A 16,940-nucleotide genomic window follows, 5' to 3' on the forward strand; every position below is an offset into this window, starting at 1 on the left:
AGATGGCAGCGCGACCGACCTTCATCCTGTCCGGAGTTCCCATGTCCCAGCTTTCCAGATTTTCCCGTACCGCGGGTCTTGCCGTATCGACCCTGTTGCTTGCCGGTCCGGCGCTGGCCCATGGCGGGGCGGGCTTTGGAGGCGGTTTCGGTGCGGGCTTCACTCATCCGGTCCTGGGCTGGGACCATGTCGCGGCGATGGTGGCGGTGGGCTTGTGGGGCGCCTTCCTGGGCAAGCCCGCGATCTGGATCCTGCCGGTGGTCTTCCCGCTGGTGATGGCCGTGGGGGCCGCCATGGGCATCGCCGGCATTCCGTTGCCGGCGGTCGAACCCGGTATCGCCATGTCCGCCGTCGTGCTGGGGCTGATGATTCTCTTTGCCGTGCGCGCGCCGCTTTGGGTCGCGGCAACGCTGGTGGGTGTCTTCGCCATCTTCCACGGCTATGCCCATGGCGCCGAACTGCCATCGACCGCCAATGCCTTCGCCTTCGCGGTGGGCTTCGTGCTGGCGACGGGCCTGCTGCATCTCTGCGGTATCGCCCTGGGGCTCAGCATCAAATGGCCCGCCGGGCGCGTCGCCGTGCGCGGCGCGGGCGCCATCATCTCTTTGGCCGGGCTGGCGTTCCTGACCGGCGTGGCGTGACGGACCGCTGGCACCGCTGGATCTGGCTGCTGCTGGCGGTGCCGGGCACGCCCGCGGTGGCGCATGATGCGTCGTCAGGCCTAAGGGGCCTGTTCGCGGGGGTGGGGCATTCCTTTTCGACCCCGTCACAGGTCCTGTGCCTTCTGGCGCTGGGTCTGCTGGCCGGGGGACTGGTCCGGAGCGGCTGGTTTCCCTGGCTGGGCGGTGCCTCCGCCGCCGCATTTCTGGCCGGGCTGGCGGCCGGACACGCGGGGTTGCCGGTGGACGCGCCGCTCTTTGCCGCGGCATTCCTTGCGGCGGCCCTCGCGGCGCTTCTGCCGGGGCGGCTCCCGTCTGTCGCTATGGGGCTCCTTGCGGCCGGGGGCTTCCTTTTGGGCATTTCGGCCCTTCCCGACAGCGGCACACTGGTCGGGAAGGCGGTGACGATCGCCGGATCCGTCTTAGGTGCCGGGCTGGGGCTGGTCTGTATTGCTGCCGTGGCCGATGCGATCACCGCGAGGTTCGCGGCCCCCTGGGTTGCCATGGGCCTGCGGGTGATCGCGGCCTGGCTGGGTGCCATCGCGCTGGTCATGCTGGCCCTGACCGTGGCGCCGGCGGGCTAGGCGGATCACGCAAAAGCAGGAAGATCAGCGGCCGGCGGATCATCTGACCCGGTGTACCTATTGCTGACGGTGCGCTTCAGCGCAGCACGATCTCGTCCGAGCGCAGCAGGCCCAGGATCGACCGCGCCTGCTGGTCCAGCAGGTCCAGGTCCAGGAAATCGTCCGACATCCGGCGGGTCAGGTTTTCCATAGCCGCGATCTGGCCTTCCAGCCGTGCCAGGTCTACCTTCAACGCCTGGGCCTTGGCCGAGACTTCGACCCGGCGAAACAGCCCAAAATCCCCCTGTACGGCAGCAAAGGTGAAGTAGACGCCCAGGGCGAAGGCCAGGGCGAGGTATACGAGAACGCCAAAGCTCGGGCCGGCAGCACGCCGGGCGGTGCGGGACATGGATCGGATCTGCGCTTTTTGCCTCATGGCGCCCTTCGAAACGGGGCGTCCTCGGATACTATCGCAGAAACCGGAACAATAGGGAATCCCCCAAAAAACCGGAAAAGCGGCGATCCGCCATCGTCGGCGGGATACGCCTTGCGGATCTTTCCTGTATGATGCGGACAGGATGAGGTGCGAGTGACGCAGGAGGCGATTGCGATGACCCGCGACAACAGGGCGGAGGATTGGGCCAGGACGGGGTGTGCCGAAGGGGGGCTTCCCCCGCAAGGCACGCTGGGAACGCACGAAGTCGCCAACCAGCCGCCGATGCCGGCGGGACGCGACCTCTGGGCCTCGGACCGCGCGCTTCGCGACGCGGTCACGGCGGCGTTGGCGGCCGGATCCGACGACGCGGATCGCGATCCGGGGCAGCGGCTGGCGGCTCTGGCGGCGGCCGGTGCGCTTTACGGCTCCGAAGAAACCCATGTCGCGGCCGAAGATGCCCGCCGCGATCGCCCGCGGCTGAAGCTGTTCGACCGGTCCGGCCGTCGCCTGGACGAGGTGGCGTTTTCGCCGTCCTATCACCGGCTGATGGAACTGGGCGTGCGGCTGGGCTATGCCGCCAAGCCCTGGGACGGCAAGAAGGGCGGCCATGTCGCCCATGCGGCGCTGGTCTACATGCAAAGCCAGGTCGAACCCGGGATCGCCTGCCCGCTGACGATGACCTATGCCGCGGTGCCCGCACTGGCCGCCTCGCCCGAGGTTCAGGGCGCCTGGCGCCCGGGCCTGACGGCGCGCGTCTATGACCCGTCGATCCGGCCTGCGGCCCGCAAGGCGGGCCTGACCATGGGCATGGCGATGACGGAAAAACAGGGCGGATCAGACGTCCGGGCCAACACGACCGTGGCCGAACGGGAGGGCGCCCATTACCGCCTGACCGGGCACAAGTGGTTCTGTTCGGCGCCCATGTCCGACGGTTTCCTGACGCTGGCGCAGGCGCCCGAAGGGCTGACCTGTTTCCTGGTCCCCCGCTGGCTGGAAGGTGAGCGCAACGCGATCCGTCTGCAGCGACTGAAGGACAAGCTGGGCAACGTGGCGAACGCGAGTTCTGAAATCGAATACGACCGGGCGCTGGCCTACAGGCTGGGGGACGAGGGCGCGGGTGTGCGCACGATCATCGAGATGGTTCACCACACCCGTCTGGATACCGCGATGGCCCCCGCCGGCCTGATGCGCGCCGCGGTGGCCGAGGCGCATGCCTGGGTTTCCGGCCGCACGGCTTTTCAGAAGAAGCTGATCGACCAGCCGCTGATGCGGGCGGTGCTGGCGGACCTGGCGCTGGATGCCGAAGGCGCGCTGGCCGCCGGGATCTATGTCGCGCGGTCTTTCGATGACCAGTCCGAGAAGGCCCGCGCCTTTGCCCGGATCGGTGTGGCGCTGGCCAAGTACCTGTCGAACAAGCGCTGCATCGCGGTCACGGCCGAGGCGATGGAGGTGCTGGGGGGCATGGGCTATGTCGAAGAGACGCCGATGCCGATGCTCTACCGTGAAGCGCCGCTGAACGGGATCTGGGAAGGTTCGGGCAACGTGATCTGCCTGGACATCCTGCGCACGCTGGCACGGGACAAGCTGGCGGCAGAGGTACTGCAGACCCGGCTTCTGGCCGCGCGCGGTCATCTGGCAGACTATGACGCGGCCCTGGACGCCCACCTTGCCCGCTGGCCCGGTCTGCCGGAAGAGGCCCAAGCCCGGTGGTTCGCGGAAAGCCTGGCGGGGCTTCTGACCTGCATGGCGCTGATCGACACGGCGCCAGAGGCGATTGCGGCCGGCTATGCCCGGTCACGGCTGAGGGGCGAACGCGGGTCCCTGCCGGGTGCGGTCGCGGGGCTCGATACCGGGGCGATCCTGTCCCGGCTTGCATGACGGGGTTAAGGGCATCGGCGTTGCGGCGCTTCGGATCTCGCCACAGCTGATGGGGTGGATGGCTCCTGCTCCAACGGGGTCGCATGCGCCATAGTGCAGATGTCATTGTCTGCTGCGGACAGGAGCCATCCCGATGAAGGTTGCAACGGTCGGCCTGGATCTGGCCAAGACCGTCGTTCAGGGTCTACGGGATCACCGATGAAGGCGATGTCGTCTTCAACAAGCTGCTGGGCCGGGCTCAGCTGCTTGCGTTCTTCGGGGACCTCGCCCCCTGCCTGATCGGCATGGAAGCCTGTTTGGCGCGTCACCACCGGGTGCGGGCGCTGTCCAAGTTCGGTCACGAGGTGCGGCTGATCCCGCGGATCCACGTCAAACCCTACGTGAAGCGGGACAAGTCGGAAGGGGAGCCGGAACGTGGTCCCAGTGGGGCCGCTTAAGCCCGCGAAGGATGCGGAAGCGTTGTTTTTCAGAAGGGTATTCCCGATGCCCGTGGGCCTGCTCTGGTTCACCACAGAGATAGGCACGCCATTCTCCGTCCCCCGTCGCTATCGATACCTGAGACATCCGGGAACCTGTATCAAGGACGCCTGCGGCGCCGCCGGGGCGGTAAATCCTTGACACAGAACCCCGGATGCCTCCGAGGTGGTATCGCGACGGTGGCTCCGCAGAGATGGCTCGAAGCCCGTCTCCGAAGCGCCCGACGTCCGGACCGGGGCCCGCTTCCGTTCGGGACAGCGCGTCGCCGGCCCGGGATGCATTGCGGTATGATCGGGGCGGGCGGGGCCTGTCTTCGAAGCGGGCTTCTTCGGGCAACCGGAAAGCACCAGGCTGCATGTTGCGGCCTCCGCAGACGCTCCAGGGCCCGGTCACAGGAACTCGGTGGTCCGGGGGGCCGATCAGGCCTCCCGGAAACCGGTCTCGTCGATCCACGTCCGGTGCAGGAATGGAGGGCGACCGTGGCCCCGGCGGGGCCGCGAAGGCGCCCGGAATGCTCGTTTGCGCGCAAGGGCCGCGTTGGCCTGTTTGGCATCGCGCCGCGCGGCCAGGCGCACAGCCCGGGACCGCGGCGGGAACCGGCGTCTCGACCTGGACCCGCATCGCATTCGCCGCCTTGAACAGTGCCACCCGCAGGGCAGGGGCGCCGCATCTGGTGAGCGTCCCCGCCCGGTCCCTTTCGCCGGACCGGCAGCGGCGCGGCGTGAGGCCTGCGCAGGCGCCCACCTGCTTCGGGGACCGGAACCGCGCCGGATCGTCGATCGTTGCCACAGAGGTCGGCGCCACGACGGGGCCAAGCAGGAATGGCCCCCGGCGCCGTCCATGGCCTTTGGCACACCGGATCGTTCGACACTTCTTCCCGAACCCGGGCGGTCAGGTCCTCGACGGCGGGGCGCAGGCTCTCGCGCCCTGCGATCCGCGGGGACAGGGCAATCTCAAGGCCAGGATGCCCGGAGATGATGCCCGGAGATGATGCCCCTAGATCAGGTCCCGGATCTCTGCGTCCCACCGCCTGCGCAGGACCCGCCCGGGCCGCAGACCAAAGCCGCGCGAACCGGGCCGCGCACGCTGTTCCCGACATCGACCAGGTGCCCCTGCTGGGACTTGCGAGCCGACAGCGGCAGGCGCCTCTGGCGCGCTTCATGGCTCTCGAGGTGGACCGGACGGAACCGGCACAGCCGCAGGAGCCTGACGATCGCGCGCGCATCGTTGCGGCGGGTCTTCTCGATCTGGGCCGCACGGGCGGGGGCGACCCGGCGCGTCTCCGTCCGTGTCACGGAAAACCCTGCGTCCAGCAGGCCGCGGGCCAGCCGTTCCGACATCGGCCTGCTTCCAGGCCCAGGATCTCCAGGCCATCCCGAAAGGGCACCAGAGCATCGGCGATCATGCCCGAATGGTTCTCCACCGTCGCTTCGGACACGATCTGCCCGTCCGGATCGACAATGCACGACTGCCGTCGCCGACAACGAGACATCCAGTCCTGCAGGGGACTTCCTCGGCCATTCCCCCTGGTCAGAAACCAGGTCAGCCTGCGCCAACCTTCGATCAGGGCGCAAATCCCACGATGACCGCACCTCCGAAGCAGAAGCTGGGTGGGTGGGGGCGGCCTTTGGCGGGCCGCCCGGGTCTGTCAGCCGGCGACAGAGGCGGCGTGGGTCGCGGCGATGGTTTCGGCCAGCACCTTGTCGAAATCCGTATCCGACTGCTGGGCCGAGAGGCCTTCGGTCAGCGCGCGGCTGAACGAGGCGATGATGCCGCGGTTCCGGGCCAGCATCGCGTTGGCCTCGTCCCGGGCATAGCCGCCCGACAGGGCCACCACGCGCATCACGCGGGGGTGGTCGACCAGCGGCGCATAGTGATTGGCGACGGTGGGCAGCGACAGCTTCAGCATCACCTGCCGGTCGTCCGCCACAGTGTCGAGGCCCTTCAGGATCTCGGCCAGGACGATCTCTTCCGCCTCGGCCTTGTCGGGGATCGAGATGGTGACTTCGGGCTCGATGATCGGGACCAGGCCGTGACCCAGGATCTGGTGGCCGATTTCGAATTGCTGGGCGATGTTGGCGGCGATGCCGGTCGGGTTGGCCGCGTCGACCACCGAACGCATCTTGGTGCCGAAGATGCCCTTGGACACGGCCTTTTCCAGCAGTGCGTCCAGGTCCGGCATGGGTTTCATCAGTTTCACGCCGTCGGTGGTGTCGGCCAGGCCCTTGTCGACCTTCAGGAACGGCACGACCTTGCGGTTTTCCCACAGATAGGTGGCGGTGGGCGTCCCGTCGATGTCGCGGTCCATCGTCATCTCGAACAGGATCGCGCCGATGACCTTGTCGCCGGTAAAGGCGGGCGACTTGATGATCCGGGCGCGCATCTGGTGGATCAGGTCGAACATCTCGGCCTCGGAGGAATAGGCGTCTTCCTCGATCCCGTAGAGCTTCAGCGCCTTCGGCGTCGACCCGCCGCTCTGGTCCAGGGCGGCGATGAAGCCGCCGCCTGCGCGCATCTGTTCAGCCTGGGTCTGGTTGGGCATGGGTCGTCCTTCCAATAGCATGGGGTCGGTATGGGATGTCGTGGCGCGCGGCCTTCTGGCTGAATACGGCACCAGGGGAGCACCGCGCAATGTCGTTAGCGCGAACGGTTCTGCGATGCGGCAATCGGGGGCAGGTGGGGGCGCTGCCCCCCCGGCCGCTGCGCGGCCTCCCCCCGAGGTATTTGAAGACCGAAGAAGGAGGGGCGCGCGCCCCTGGCTTCTTCTCTTCCAAAATACTCCCGCCGGAGGCGGCACGCCGCCGAAGCGGTCGCAGGCCTTCGGGATCAGGCGCCGAGCGCCTTGACCCCCGGAAGGACCTTGCCTTCCATCCATTCCAGGAAGGCGCCGCCTGCGGTGGAGATGTAGGTGAAGCTGTCGGCTGCGCCGGACTTGTTCAGGGCCGCCACAGTGTCGCCGCCGCCGGCGACGGAGGTCAGCTGACCGTCGGCCGTGCGGGTGGCCGCGATGGCCGCGGCCGCGTTGGTGGCGGTGTCGAAGGGGGCGATCTCGAACGCGCCCAGCGGGCCGTTCCAGACCAGCGTGCGGGCCTTTTCCAGGACCTCCGCGAAATGTTTCACGGTTTCCGGGCCGGCATCCAGGATCATCGCGTCGGCGGGGACGGCGTCGATCGGGACGACCTCGTTCGCGGCCCCTTCCTTGAACTCGCGGGCGATGACGGCATCCAGCGGGAGAACGATCTCGCAGCCGACCTTTTCGGCCGTGGCCATGATGTCCTGTGCGGTGTCCGTCATCTCGTGCTCGCAGAGCGACTTGCCCACGGCAAGGCCCTGGGCTGCGAGGAACGTGTTCGCCATGCCGCCGCCGATCACCAGGTGGTCGACCTTCGACACGAGGTTGCCCAGGAGTTCGAGCTTGGTCGAGACCTTGGCACCGCCGACCACGGCCACCACGGGCCGGGCCGGGTGGCCCAGGGCCGCGTCCAGCGCCTTGAGTTCCGCCTCCATCAGGCGGCCGGCGCAGGCGGGCAGGGCGCGGGCCAGCGCCTCGGTCGAGGCATGGGCCCGGTGCGAGCTGGAGAAGGCGTCGTTGCAGTAGATGTCGCCGAGGGCTGCCAGTTCGGCGGCGAAGGCCTCGTCGTTCTGTTCTTCGCCCGGGTGGAACCGGGTGTTTTCCAGAAGCAGCAGCGTGCCTTCGGGCAGGGCGGCCAGGGCGGCTTCGGCCGCGGGGCCGCGGCAGTCGGCGCAGAACAGGATCGGGCGGTCAAAGGCCTTTTCCAGCACCGGCACCAGCTTCTGCAGCGACATGTCGGGCACGACCTTGCCCTTGGGCCGGCCGAAATGCGCAAGCAGGATCGGCGTGCCGCCGGCCTCGAAGATCGTTTCCAGCGTCGGCGACAGGCGGCGGATTCGCGTGTCGTCCGTGACCTTGCCGTCCGTCAGCGGTACATTGATGTCCACACGCACCAGGACCCGCTTCCCGCCGAGATCCATGTCGTCGAGCGAATTCCACGCCATCGTCAGTTCCTTCGTCACTATCCCTGTTGACGGGGTGTTTTCCCGTTCCCGGACCGGCCGTCAATGCGGCAGTTTCGAGCGCTCCCTTGGCAATTCGGCGCACTGGGAATAGATGTCTGGACAATTCGCAGACCCTGACAAGGACGGAGAGCCAGATGGCCGAGTACGAAGATCCCGAAAACACGATCCTGATGGAGCTGAAAGACGGCACGGTCGCGATCCAGCTGCTGCCGGACGTTGCCCCCAAGCATGCCGAGCGGATGAAGGAACTGGCCCGCGCCGGAGCCTATGACAATGTCTGCTTTCACCGCGTGATCGACGGGTTCATGGCCCAGACCGGCGACGTGAAGAACGGCAACATGGAAGACGGGTTCAACCTGCGCATGGCCGGGACCGGCGGGTCCGACCTGCCGAACCTGCCGGCCGAATTCTCGCGTCTGCCGCATGACCGGGGCACCCTGGGCGCCGCGCGGTCGGCCAACCCGGACAGCGCCAATTCGCAGTTCTTCATCAACTTCCAGGACAACCATTTCCTGAACGGGCAGTACACGGTCTATGGCCGCGTGATTTCCGGCATGGAACATGTCGACGCCATCGTCCGGGGCGAGCCGCCCGCGGCCCCCGACCGGATGATCAGTGTCAAGGTCGCATCGGATGCGTAGGCTGCTTCTGACCGCCGCCGTCGTGGCGCTGGCGGGGCCTGCCGCGGCCACCGGCCTTGATATCGTGATCGAGGGAGAGGGCGCCAACGGCACCGTGCATGTCGACCTTCTGGAAGACGTGGCGCCGGGACATGCCGCGCGGATCGCTGAACTGGCGGATGACGGCGCCTATGACGGGGTGGTCTTTCACCGCGTCATCGATGGCTTCATGGCCCAGACCGGCGACGTGCAATACGGCAAGATGGGCGGCGACATGCGCATGGCCGGCCGTGGCGGGTCCGACCAACCGGACCTGAAGGCCGAATTTTCGGACATCCCGTTCGAACGCGGCGTGGTCGGCATGGCCCGCGCGCAGGATCCCGACAGCGCAAATTCGCAGTTCTTCATCATGTTCGACGACGGTCCGTTCCTGAACGGCCAGTACACGGTCGTCGGCAAGGTGACCTCTGGCATGGACGTGGTCGATCAGATCAAGCGCGGTACAGGCCAGAACGGCGCCGTGATCGGCAAGCCGGACATGATGAAATCGGTCACCGTCACCGACTGAACGCCGGATCGCAGGCGAGATCGCAACACGGCCCCGCAGCGCTGCTGCGGGGCCGTTTTTCATACCGCGGACATGGGCGGGACCTTGCCGATAGATCAACCGCTTGCCCGCCGGTTGGGCGATGCGAGAGCGGGCCGGTCGGCGAGGCGCGAAAGGTGAGTCGCCAAACGAGAACGGCCCCGCAGCGGAACTGCAGGGCCGTCTGATTGGTCTTTGCGAAGGTCTTTTAGCCGTTCGAGGCGTCGTCGGCCTGCTTGCGGGCCGCGGCAGCGGCCGTTGCAGCCTTCGAGGTGCGGGCCGATGCGGCGCGGTTCTCGGCTGCGACGCTCTTCGACTCGGCTGCGTCGCCGGCCGGCTTCGGCTGGGCCGATTTCGGCTGCAGCGGGTCGTCCTGACGCTGGACCGAGCCTTCGAAATGCGCACCGCTTTCGATGGCGATGGTCTTGTGGATGATGTCGCCTTCGACACGTGCGGTGGCGGTCAGGCGGACCTTCAGGCCACGCACCCGACCGACGATACGGCCGTTGATCACGACGTCGTCGGCGGTCACTTCGCCTCGGATCGTTGCAGTCTCGCCGATGGTCAGCAGGTGGGCGCGGATGTCGCCTTCGACGGTGCCTTCCACCTGGATGTCGCCGGTCGTCTTCAGGTTGCCGGTGATGTGCAGGTCCGAGGACAGGATGGACGCGGCCGGCTTGGGCTTGGGCGTGGGGGTCGGAATCTGCTGCTCAGGCTTCGGCGGCGCCGGCCGTGCGGCGGCCGGGGCTGCGGGAGCTGCTTCCGAGGCGCGAGGGCCAGGTTCGTTGATCTTGCTCTTAGAAAACATTGTTCGCAGCCTTGAGATAAGTCAGAGGATTCTTTGGCTGACCGTTCACGCGCACTTCGTAGTGGAGGTGCGTCCCCGTTGAGCGGCCGGTGCTACCCATATCAGCTATGTGCTGCCCGCGCGAGACCCTTTGGCCCTTCTTGACGTGAATGCGCGAGGTATGGGCATAGCGGGTTTCGAGCCCGAAGGCATGTTTGATCACGACCAGCTTGCCATAGCCCGATTGCCAGCCTGCATGGGTCACGACGCCGTCGGCGGTGGCGAAGATGTCGGTGCCGTAGGGGCCGGCGAAATCCATGCCCGCGTGCAGCCTGCTGCCGCCGGTGATCGGGTCGCGGCGATAGCCGTAATTCGATGTCATCCTAACCGCGCTGTGCACCGGTTTGGCAAAGGGCGCCTGCTGGGCCGCGATACGGTAAAGGTTCAGCCGATCCATCTGGTCCAGGATGCGGTTGGCGCGGATTTCGTCGCCCGAAGGCTCCTCGCCCCGGGTCGAGAACGAGATCGGGGTCAGCGGGCCACCCTGGCCGTTATAGCCGCGACGGACCTGTTCGATGATCTTCTCGGGCGGCAGGCCCGCGGACTTGAACATCTTGTTCAGCGGTTCGACCGAAATGGCGACGGCCTCTTCCAGCTGGCGGAAGATCTGGTCGTTGCGGTCCCGCATGGCGATCAGTTCGTCTTGCAGGCGGTCGCGTTCGTCCAGCGCCACCTGGGCATCGGCCTGGATCTGGTCCCGCTGGGCCGCGGTGCGTCCCAGTGCCCGGGACATGAATTCGATCTGGCGGGGGGCGGCTTCGGCGGCCAGAAGCATCTGGCTTTCACCGTCGGTCTCGGCCCTCAGCGCGGCCAGCGCTTCGCGGGCGCCGTCCCGTTCCTTCATGACCGTCCGCAGCGTCGTCTGGATGACCTCGATCCCGGTTTCCAGTTCATGCCGCAGAGTTTCGGATTCCAGAAGGTCGGACTGCATGACCGAGATCTGTTCCAGTGCGGCGTTGAAGCGGTTCTGGGCGGCCAGCGCCTCTTCCGCGCGGCTGTCCCGTTCGGTGGACAGGATCTTCAGGCGTTCCTGATAGACGGCCTTGTCGCGTTTTGCCTGATCGCGGAAATTGCCCGAACCGATACTGTCCATCAACACGATTGCAGATGCCATGATGGCCCAGGAGGTCAGAAGGATCGCGGCGGAAACGGCAATAAGCTGGGTCGCAGGACGAAGCCGGATGAACCGGGTATCCGTATCAGACTTCAGAAATACGCGTCTCTCCGGGAACCTTTTCTCCAGAACTCTGTTTAGCCTGATAGCGAGCTTCGTTCGCACTTTTATTCCCCTATCCCATCCCCTTAAGGCGCGCAGTTCAGGGCTCCCGGCGCCTTGCGCAACTTCGTAGTCCACGTGTTCGCAATTGAGCAAGCCTTGTGGCCATGGGTAGAGGTAATCTGCCCGTCAGCTACAATAGATAGGCGAGTCTTCGCCTATTCAGCCGCAGGATATGGCCGGAAGGGGCCTGAAACCCTTCGAACCCTGCCAAGTTGTCGCAACCAAGGGTGCCTGCTCTTTTGCGCTTTTCCCACTTACCTACCACGAAATGCTGATTTGGGAAAATCAAATTCAACCAATGGTGGAAATCCGCTCTTGCTCTACAGCATGTGGCGGTTCAGCCGACGTCGGAATCGGGCGCTGACGTCGAATTCACGACATCTTTTGCCCGATCATCCAGCGCGCCCACTGGGCCGCTTTAGGTCAGCGGCCAGTAGAAGTCCGGCGGAAGCCCGGCATCGGCACGCTTTTCCTCGTTGAAGGGGGGCTTCAGCACGCCGTGGAAATAGCGGCGGACCAGGCTGTGGAACGCGTCCTTCGGATCGGTGTCGGTGCGCCCGCAGAGGAAGTTGAACCATTTCGACCCATAGGCGACATGGGCGACCTCTTCGGCATAGATCACCTTCAGCGCGGCAACAGCCTGTTCGGCGCCGGCCTTTTCGAAGATCGCGATCATGCCGGGCGTCACGTCCAGCCCGCGGGCTTCCAGTACCATCGGCACCACGGCCAGCCGGCCGGGCAGGTCGTCTGCCGTGTCGGCCGCCGCGCGCCACATGCCGGCATGGGCGGGCAGGGCGCCGTAATGGGATCCCATCGCCTCCAGGCAGTCGCTGACCAGGCCGAAATGCTTGGATTCCTCGTCCGCGGCCTTCACCCAGTCGTCGTAGAAGCCCATGGGCATCGGCACATGGCCGAAACGGGCAACGATGTCCCAGTGCAGATCGACGGCGTTCAGTTCGATATGCGCCACGGCATGAAGCAGCGCGATCCGGCCCGCAGGGCTGCCGGGACGGCGCCGCGGTACGTCGCGCGGGTTCAGCAGGTCCGGCCGTTCGGGGCGCGCGGGAAAGTCGGGCGGGCTGGCAGTGCCGACCGGGATTTCCGGCGCCTCGCCCCGGCGCGCGGCAAACCAGGCCGCGGCATTGGCCCGCGACAGCGCCGCCTTGGCGCGGCCGTCGGCGGTGGACAGGACCTCCACCGCCATTTGTGTCAGGGTCTTTGTCACGGGGGTCAAAGGGCTTTCACGGCCTCCAGCACCTCGGCCACGTGGCCGTCGACCTTCACCTTGGGCCAGACCTGCGCGATCTTGCCGTCGGCATCGATCAGGAAGGTCGACCGCGTGATGCCCATGAAGGTCTTGCCGTACATCTTCTTTTCACCCCAGACGCCGTAATCCTCGCACACCGTGCCGTGTTCGTCGGAGAGGAGAGGAACGGTCAGGGACTGCTTGGCGACGAACTTGTCGTGGCTGGCGACGCTGTCCTTCGAGATACCGAAAACCTGTGCCCCGGCCTCGGCAAAGGCCTGCGCGCTTTCGGAAAATCCGATGGATTCCTTGGTGCATCCGGGGGTATTATCCTTGGGATAAAAGAACAGAACAACAGGTGCGCCTCGCAGGGCGGACAGGGTCACATCGCCGCCGCCATCGCGGGGCAGGGTGAAGTCCGGGGCGGTATCTGAAATCTGGGGCATCGGGGTCTCCATCGCGGTGAATTCGGTCCGTGCTGCGGGCGGCAGGATCGCCGGCAGCCCGGCGTGCCGATGGTAACAGGCGGTTTCAATTCCGTGTGACAACGGGCTGCGGCGTCGCCATGGCACGGGTTTCATAATAGGTTGCCGACGGCAACTGAAAAGGCGGCGATAGGCTTGGCATGGCGTCGAAGGACGATGACGCAGGGACAGAAGGCAAGACGGCGCCGGTTCAGCGTCCGCGCCGCCGCGGCCATACAAGGGCCGAGATCCGCGCCATGCCGAAGGGCAAGCGCCGCCGTCACCGCATCTGGCGCGTCAGCCGCGGAACGCTGCACGGGCTGACGACCCTGTCCCTGATCGTGGGGCTTCTTGGCGTGCTGTTCGTGGGCCAGACCCTGCTGGCGCCGGGTTTCGTGCGCAACAAGATCGCCGAAAAGCTGGAGGAACAGATGGGCGGCATGGGTCTGTCCTTCGGCGAGATCGGTTTCATCCTGGCCAAGGGCGGTCGGCCCAACGTGACCTTCGGCGATGTCGTCATCACCGACCCCGCGGGCCAGGACCTGGTCAAGATAGACCGCGCCGACATCCCGCTGTCGATGCGCGCCCTGCTGCAGCGCCAGTTGCTGCCGCGGTCGGTCGCGCTGCACGGGGTCACCGGGTTCCTGGAACGTTCGACCGCGGGACAGTTGTCGCTGTCCTTCATGATCGGTTCCGACCCGCTGAGACAGGCGCCGAACCTGCCGGAGCTGATCGCGACCGTGGACGACGTGCTTCAGGCGCCGCTGCTGAAGGGCCTGCGCCGGGCGGATGTCGACGACCTGTCCCTGCGCTATATCGACCGGCGCGCGCGGCAGAACTACCTGCTGGAAGGCGGCCGGGTCAGCGCGGTGCGAAGCCAGACCAACCTGTCGATCAACGGCGGTTTTTCCGTTGCGGGCGGGCACTCCGGCACCTCGACCATGGAATTCAGCTTCGAAAGCCCGATCGGGCAGGAGCGTGCGAGCTTTGGCTTCAAGGTGCAGGATTTCGATGCCCGCGACGTGGCCGGGCAGAATGCCGCGCTGGCCTGGCTGGCGTCGCTGCGGGCGCCGATCTCGGGCGCCGTCCGGGGAGAGATGACCGAAAGCGGCGCGCTGGGGCCGCTGAATGCGACGCTGCATATCGGACGCGGCGTCCTGCAGCCGACCGATGCGACGCGGCCGATCCCGTTTCGGGGCGCGCGCAGCTATTTCACCTACGATCCCGCCGAAGGCACGCTGCGCTTCGACGAACTGTGGGCCGATACCGCCTGGGGCAGGGCCGAGGCGACGGGCGAGGCCTATCTGGACACGACCGAGACGGGGTGGTTCTCGTCGCTCATCGGTCAGATCACGATGTCCGAACTGTCGCTGAACCCGAACGGCATCTACCCCGAACCCCTGGACCTCGACGGGGCGGCGGCGGACTTCCGGCTGCAGCTGGACCCGTACCGCCTGACGTTGGGCCAACTGACGCTGGCGGACCGCGACAGCGCGCTGCTTCTGTCGGGCGAGGCGCGGGCGGATCCTGCAGGCTGGAAGATCGCTCTGGACGGGCGGCTGGACACGATCACGACCGACCGGCTGATCGAGCTGTGGCCGCCGCCCCTGGCTGCCAAGGCGCGGGACTGGGCCGCGGTCAATCTGGAAGCCGGCCGCATCGTCGAGGTCGACGCCGCCCTGCGCGCGGATCCGGGCCGTCCGCCGGCGCTGCATGTCGATTTCGACTTCGAGGGCGCGACCATCCGCTATCACCCGACGCTGCCGCGGATTCTGGACGGTGAAGGTCACGGATCGATCGAAGGCTGGCTGAACAATCTGAAGCTGGGCCCGGTGCAGGATGCGTCGGCCCGGCCTGCAGAGGTGCAGGTGGCCGTGAACGACGACCGGACGATGTCGATGGTGGTCGACGATATCAAGGCGCGGCAGATCGTCGACGACGCGACGCCGGGCCTGTCGGACTTCTATCCGGTCGGGCCGGGGGCACAGGGCGCGGATGGCGAGCGCGTGATGCGGCTGGCCGGCACGTTGACGGCCGGACGGGTCGAGCCGGAGCAGGGAGGGGCCATCGATGTGGCCGGCAGTTCCTTCGAGATCCCCAATGTCGATCAGCCCGATGCGCCCAGCCTGACACGGCTGCGGGCCGATGGGACGGTCACCGCTTTCCTGTCGGTCCTGAACCAGCCGCCGCTGGAGGTGCTGAAGACATCCGGCCTGCCGGTGGATTTCGCCGAAGGTCACGCGGTTGCCGAAGGATCGCTGCGCCTGCCGCTGAAGGACGTGATCCGGTTCGACGAGATCGGATACGATGTCTCGGCCCGGCTGACGGATTTGCGGAGCGGACAACTGGTGCCCGGCCAGATGCTGACGGCGGACAGCATGCTGCTGGTCGGGGACCCGACCTTCGTGTCGGTCGCAGGCGATGCGAAGGTGGGCGATCTGCCGGCAAAGGTGACCTGGCGCCAGCCGCTGGGCCCGGGGGCGGGCGGCGGCATGGTGACCGGTTCGGGCGAGTTGTCGCAGCGGCTGGTCGATACGTTCGGCATCGGCCTGCCGGACGGCAGTGTCTTCGGCACCGGCACGGCGGATTTCACCCTGTCCCTGCCGCATGAAGGGCCGCCCGTTCTGAAGGCGCGGTCGGACCTTGCGGGCGTGGGCCTGGCGATCCCGTCGCTGGGCTGGCGCAAGCCCACCGCCGGCACGGGCAGGCTGGAGGCGCAGGTGACCTTCAACGCGGTGCCGCGGGTCGACAGCGTCTCGGTCGCGGCGGCGGGGCTGACGGCCCAGGGCGCGGTCACGGTGCGCCCGGACGGCAACCTGGACGCCGCGCGGTTCAGTTCCGTCAAGATCGGCAACTGGCTGGATGTCGAGGCCGAACTGGTCGGCCGCGGCAGTGCCGACCCGGACATCCACGTGCTGGGCGGCCGCTTTGCCCCGCTGGAATCGACGATTCCCGAAGAAGGCGACACAGGCGACACGGGCGGTGCAGGCGGCGGGTCGGCCGGCAAGATGACGGCGGTGCTGGACCGGGTGAAGATCACGGACAGTGTCTCTCTGACCGGATTCACCGGCGATTTCGACATGGCGGGCGGGTTTCAGGGCAGTTTCAGCGGCCTGGTGAACGGCGGGTCGCGGATCGATGGCACGATCACGCCCCAGGGCGCCAAGAGTGCTTTCCGCATCACGTCCAGCGATGCGGGTGGCGTGGTGCGGTCGGCGGGCATGCTGACCTATGGGCGGGGCGGCGACATGATCCTGACCCTTTCCCCGACCGAAACGCCGTCGGCCTATACCGGGGCGCTGAAAATCACCAAGACGCGGATTTCCGGCGCTCCGGCGATCGCGGCCCTTCTGAACGCGATCAGCGTGGTGGGTCTGTTCAGCGAGCTGGCAGGCCAGGGGATCCAGTTTTCCGAGGTCGAGGCAAGCTTCCGCCTGACACCCGATATGCTGACGATCTACAAGTCGAGCGCGGTGGGGGCGTCCATCGGCGTGTCGATGGACGGAAGCTATGATATCGCGGCGGACCGGCTGGACGCCCGGGGCGTGATTTCCCCGATCTATTTCCTGAATGCCATCGGGTCGGTCTTTTCCCGCAAGGGCGAGGGGCTGATCGGGTTCAACTATACCATGAAGGGCAAGGCCGAGGATCCGCGGGTGACGGTGAACCTGCTGTCGGCGCTGACGCCGTCCGTGCTGCGCAACGTCTTTCGCGACGCGCCGCGGCCCCAGCCGCCGGCCAGCGAAGGCGAAGAAAACCGGATCGAGACCGTGTCCCCGCCGCAGGAACTGTTCCAGGGCGGCGACCGCTGAACCTGCGAAACATGTGTTCCGTCGCCGCCGTTCGC

Annotated in this window: 16 protein-coding genes; 7 read left to right on the top strand and 9 right to left on the bottom strand. The window is 66.9% G+C overall.

The genetic code is table 11. The features are described from left to right. The first annotated feature begins 41 nt into the window (after window positions 1-41). Entirely contained in the window at window positions 42-641 is a 600-nt protein-coding gene (locus FQK05_RS14215; protein WP_158967942.1) for a HupE/UreJ family protein, read from the top strand. After that, window positions 638-1,243, top strand: a complete 606-nt coding sequence (locus FQK05_RS14220; protein WP_158967944.1) for a hypothetical protein — start codon at window positions 638-640, stop codon at window positions 1,241-1,243. Before FQK05_RS14215 ends, FQK05_RS14220 begins: the two co-directional genes overlap by 4 nt. 76 nt (window positions 1,244-1,319) lie before the next feature. On the opposite strand, the gene FQK05_RS14225 is transcribed toward FQK05_RS14220, so the two are convergent. Beyond that, window positions 1,320-1,631, bottom strand: coding sequence for an FtsB family cell division protein (locus FQK05_RS14225; RefSeq protein ID WP_158967946.1), 312 nt, complete (start codon window positions 1,629-1,631; stop codon window positions 1,320-1,322). Between the two features lie 201 nt (window positions 1,632-1,832). Between FQK05_RS14225 and FQK05_RS14230 the strand changes: the two genes are divergently transcribed. Continuing rightward, window positions 1,833-3,536, top strand: coding sequence for an acyl-CoA dehydrogenase family protein (locus FQK05_RS14230; protein WP_158967948.1), 1,704 nt, complete (start codon window positions 1,833-1,835; stop codon window positions 3,534-3,536). Window positions 3,537-3,676: 140 nt separating this feature from the next. Beyond that, on the top strand, window positions 3,677-3,973 hold the full coding sequence (locus FQK05_RS25875) for a transposase (RefSeq protein WP_199252687.1): 297 nt from the start codon (window positions 3,677-3,679) through the stop codon (window positions 3,971-3,973). On the opposite strand, the gene FQK05_RS26550 is transcribed toward FQK05_RS25875, so the two are convergent. The 4 genes from FQK05_RS26550 to FQK05_RS14250 form a co-directional block, all read right to left on the bottom strand. Continuing rightward, complete coding sequence (locus tag FQK05_RS26550) at window positions 3,906-4,817, bottom strand: transposase (RefSeq protein WP_407644509.1); 912 nt, start codon at window positions 4,815-4,817, stop codon at window positions 3,906-3,908. The two genes, FQK05_RS25875 and FQK05_RS26550, sit on opposite strands and share 68 nt — an antisense overlap. 197 nt (window positions 4,818-5,014) lie before the next feature. Then, entirely contained in the window at window positions 5,015-5,353 is a 339-nt protein-coding gene (locus FQK05_RS14240; RefSeq protein WP_158967952.1) for a hypothetical protein, read from the bottom strand. A 308-nt stretch (window positions 5,354-5,661) separates the two neighbouring features. Next, window positions 5,662-6,555, bottom strand: coding sequence for a fructose bisphosphate aldolase (locus FQK05_RS14245; RefSeq protein WP_158967954.1), 894 nt, complete (start codon window positions 6,553-6,555; stop codon window positions 5,662-5,664). A 284-nt stretch (window positions 6,556-6,839) separates the two neighbouring features. Beyond that, window positions 6,840-8,030 (bottom strand): phosphoglycerate kinase, encoded by a 1,191-nt coding sequence (locus tag FQK05_RS14250; protein WP_158967956.1) that lies wholly within the window; start codon window positions 8,028-8,030, stop codon window positions 6,840-6,842. Window positions 8,031-8,185: 155 nt separating this feature from the next. Between FQK05_RS14250 and FQK05_RS14255 the strand changes: the two genes are divergently transcribed. Both FQK05_RS14255 and FQK05_RS14260 read left to right on the top strand, forming a co-directional pair. After that, window positions 8,186-8,692: a peptidylprolyl isomerase gene (locus FQK05_RS14255; protein ID WP_158967958.1), complete on the top strand. Its 507-nt coding sequence runs from the start codon at window positions 8,186-8,188 to the stop codon at window positions 8,690-8,692. Then, complete coding sequence (locus FQK05_RS14260) at window positions 8,685-9,239, top strand: peptidylprolyl isomerase (RefSeq protein ID WP_158967959.1); 555 nt, start codon at window positions 8,685-8,687, stop codon at window positions 9,237-9,239. Before FQK05_RS14255 ends, FQK05_RS14260 begins: the two co-directional genes overlap by 8 nt. Window positions 9,240-9,465: 226 nt before the next feature. Here FQK05_RS14260 and FQK05_RS14265 read toward each other — a convergent pair whose 3' ends face one another. From FQK05_RS14265 to bcp, 4 genes are all read right to left on the bottom strand, one after another. After that, entirely contained in the window at window positions 9,466-10,065 is a 600-nt protein-coding gene (locus FQK05_RS14265; RefSeq protein ID WP_158967961.1) for a bactofilin family protein, read from the bottom strand. Continuing rightward, the gene (locus FQK05_RS14270; protein WP_158967963.1) at window positions 10,055-11,383 is read right to left on the bottom strand and encodes a M23 family metallopeptidase; all 1,329 of its coding nucleotides are present in this window, start codon (window positions 11,381-11,383) and stop codon (window positions 10,055-10,057) included. The genes FQK05_RS14265 and FQK05_RS14270 overlap by 11 nt, the downstream gene beginning before the upstream one ends. A 418-nt stretch (window positions 11,384-11,801) precedes the next feature. Beyond that, window positions 11,802-12,587 carry a ferritin-like domain-containing protein gene (locus FQK05_RS14275; RefSeq protein WP_158967965.1) on the bottom strand — a complete coding sequence of 262 codons (786 nt, stop codon included), beginning with the start codon at window positions 12,585-12,587 and terminating at the stop codon, window positions 11,802-11,804. 26 nt (window positions 12,588-12,613) lie between these two features. Further along, window positions 12,614-13,075, bottom strand: coding sequence for a thioredoxin-dependent thiol peroxidase (bcp, locus tag FQK05_RS14280; RefSeq protein ID WP_158967967.1), 462 nt, complete (start codon window positions 13,073-13,075; stop codon window positions 12,614-12,616). 179 nt (window positions 13,076-13,254) lie between these two features. Here bcp and FQK05_RS14285 point away from each other — a divergent pair, with 179 nt between their 5' ends. Then, entirely contained in the window at window positions 13,255-16,905 is a 3,651-nt protein-coding gene (locus FQK05_RS14285; RefSeq protein ID WP_158967969.1) for an AsmA-like C-terminal region-containing protein, read from the top strand. The last annotated feature ends 35 nt before the right edge of the window (window positions 16,906-16,940 follow it).

Origin of the sequence: Chachezhania sediminis, assembly GCF_009765275.1 — a bacterium.
In the GTDB taxonomy this organism is placed as follows: domain Bacteria; phylum Pseudomonadota; class Alphaproteobacteria; order Rhodobacterales; family Rhodobacteraceae; genus Chachezhania; species Chachezhania sediminis.

Coding starts and splice junctions, on each gene's coding strand:
- FQK05_RS14245 (WP_158967954.1), bottom strand. CDS start 6,555: ATGCCCAACCAGACCCAGGCTGAACAGATGCGCGCAGGCGGCGGCTTC.
- FQK05_RS14225 (WP_158967946.1), bottom strand. CDS start 1,631: ATGTCCCGCACCGCCCGGCGTGCTGCCGGCCCGAGCTTTGGCGTTCTC.
- FQK05_RS14255 (WP_158967958.1), top strand. CDS start 8,186: ATGGCCGAGTACGAAGATCCCGAAAACACGATCCTGATGGAGCTGAAA.
- FQK05_RS14275 (WP_158967965.1), bottom strand. CDS start 12,587: ATGGCGGTGGAGGTCCTGTCCACCGCCGACGGCCGCGCCAAGGCGGCG.
- bcp (WP_158967967.1), bottom strand. CDS start 13,075: ATGCCCCAGATTTCAGATACCGCCCCGGACTTCACCCTGCCCCGCGAT.
- FQK05_RS14285 (WP_158967969.1), top strand. CDS start 13,255: ATGGCGTCGAAGGACGATGACGCAGGGACAGAAGGCAAGACGGCGCCG.
- FQK05_RS14265 (WP_158967961.1), bottom strand. CDS start 10,065: ATGTTTTCTAAGAGCAAGATCAACGAACCTGGCCCTCGCGCCTCGGAA.
- FQK05_RS14230 (WP_158967948.1), top strand. CDS start 1,833: ATGACCCGCGACAACAGGGCGGAGGATTGGGCCAGGACGGGGTGTGCC.
- FQK05_RS14215 (WP_158967942.1), top strand. CDS start 42: ATGTCCCAGCTTTCCAGATTTTCCCGTACCGCGGGTCTTGCCGTATCG.
- FQK05_RS14240 (WP_158967952.1), bottom strand. CDS start 5,353: ATGTCGGAACGGCTGGCCCGCGGCCTGCTGGACGCAGGGTTTTCCGTG.
- FQK05_RS14250 (WP_158967956.1), bottom strand. CDS start 8,030: ATGGCGTGGAATTCGCTCGACGACATGGATCTCGGCGGGAAGCGGGTC.
- FQK05_RS14260 (WP_158967959.1), top strand. CDS start 8,685: ATGCGTAGGCTGCTTCTGACCGCCGCCGTCGTGGCGCTGGCGGGGCCT.